Raw genomic sequence first — 1,593 nt, 5'->3', positions numbered from 1 at the left:
AGTCGACATTATAGTATAAAGGTGTAGGGATTGTCGGTTCCATATTCTCAAACTGATTTAACTTAAGGGTAAATTGGGTTACCGAGTAAAAATAATAATAAGCGATAAAAAGATTAATATGAGAAATAAAAAACTCTCGATTTCCTACAAGGAAAGCCAAATCTTCTTTGAATACCGATTCAACATAGGTAAACATAGGGGCATATTTGTTACCAGCCTCCCCCTTCGGTAATTCAGGCAAATTAGAACAAATCAATCGTGTTAACACATGCTCTTTATCCGTCAACGCCATGATACCGCGAAGACCCTCACTATCTCCTAGCAAGGAATCAACTATATACTGAGCAATCTCCTTTTCACCAACAGCTTCCTTATTAGAGGATAGAGCAATATAGTTGAAAATGAGGGGATGGAACATACGCATTGAGGTAGATTGACCAAGGTAGGATGCCAGAATTCCTTGTAATGCTGGCTTATCTTCTTTATTGATTTCAACTTTACTGATTATCTTCTCAATCAAACTTTCAACATCCAGGTTGTCATTGAGCTGAGTGCCCTCTAACTTACGAAAAATTTCGCCCAGTATAGGGTCAAAGCCATTTCCGAACTTGGCTCTTTCTGGATTACGAGTCTGAAATGGGAGGAAATTAGCATGCTTCACTGAATGCTTCAGAGACTTCTTTCCATTGCTATTCTTAACATTCAATGCTTTTCTTAATTCTTCTATTCTGTCCATCTATTCAATTCTCCCTCCTGAATGAATACGTTTCAAAATCAGGATCATATTCTAGCAAGAACGCATGACCATTTTCCGTATCAGTTATGAGGATTTCCTCCATTTGTCTACCGAACGGAAGAAGATTCTCAATGAATTCGATGAATTTGATAGAATCATCGCGATCCTTCTTATTTAATCGATATCCATTGTTCACACGCACAATCAAGCTATATAACGATAAATCAATCTCAACTTCATGGATTTCTTGAAACGGTTCACAGCGAAATCCCAATACTAACGAAGATGTGAATCTTTCAACCATTTCAAGATTGTTTAAAGGTAAGGCCTTAGGCGCTTTCCTCAGTTGCAGCCTTTCAGCAATGCGGTATTGATGTCCTTCTTCGTCAATGTAAAGATAATTTGTCTTCGGTTTCCCCTTCCATAGATAAATAGATTTATCTATATCAAAGTATAAGTTTTGTAGCATCTGTCTCTGCCCTGTATTATAGGCATATAAGAATTTTGTATAATCCATATAAACCTTATCCAAGAAGGCATCTTGCAAGGAAGATTCATATAAATAACAAGAACGAATAAATAATTCACTCAATTCTCTTTTAGTATCCTTATCTAAATAAGCAATATCCACAATGGATTCTAGATATCCAATCCACTCCTGCGCTGAGGAATCATGTATCACATTACGATAGGCGATATAATAACACCCATTATTATGAAGGTCAATTAGACTTCTACCCACATCAATAGAACGATGATGAATTGGATCTTGTCGTGCCATCATCTTTAAGAATGGGGATTTATCAAAACCTTCAAAAACTAAGTTCGGCAGCAAGTTAGGAAGCATATCTAGAAAG

General features: G+C 36.6%; 2 protein-coding genes. Both read right to left on the bottom strand.

Annotated elements, in window-relative coordinates; translation table 11 throughout:
- The coding region (dptG, locus tag AC52RT_RS00535) for a DNA phosphorothioation-dependent restriction protein DptG (RefSeq protein WP_495538945.1) at positions 1-736 on the bottom strand (736 nt) is incomplete at its 3' end.
- Positions 737-740: 4 nt separating this feature from the next.
- The coding region (gene dptF / locus AC52RT_RS00530; protein WP_495538944.1) for a DNA phosphorothioation-dependent restriction protein DptF at positions 741-1,593 on the bottom strand (853 nt) is incomplete at its 5' end.

The organism is Peribacillus sp., from assembly GCF_059453735.1.
Note: the sequence above shows the minus strand (reverse complement) of the source record. Positions and strands in the feature narration are given on the sequence as shown.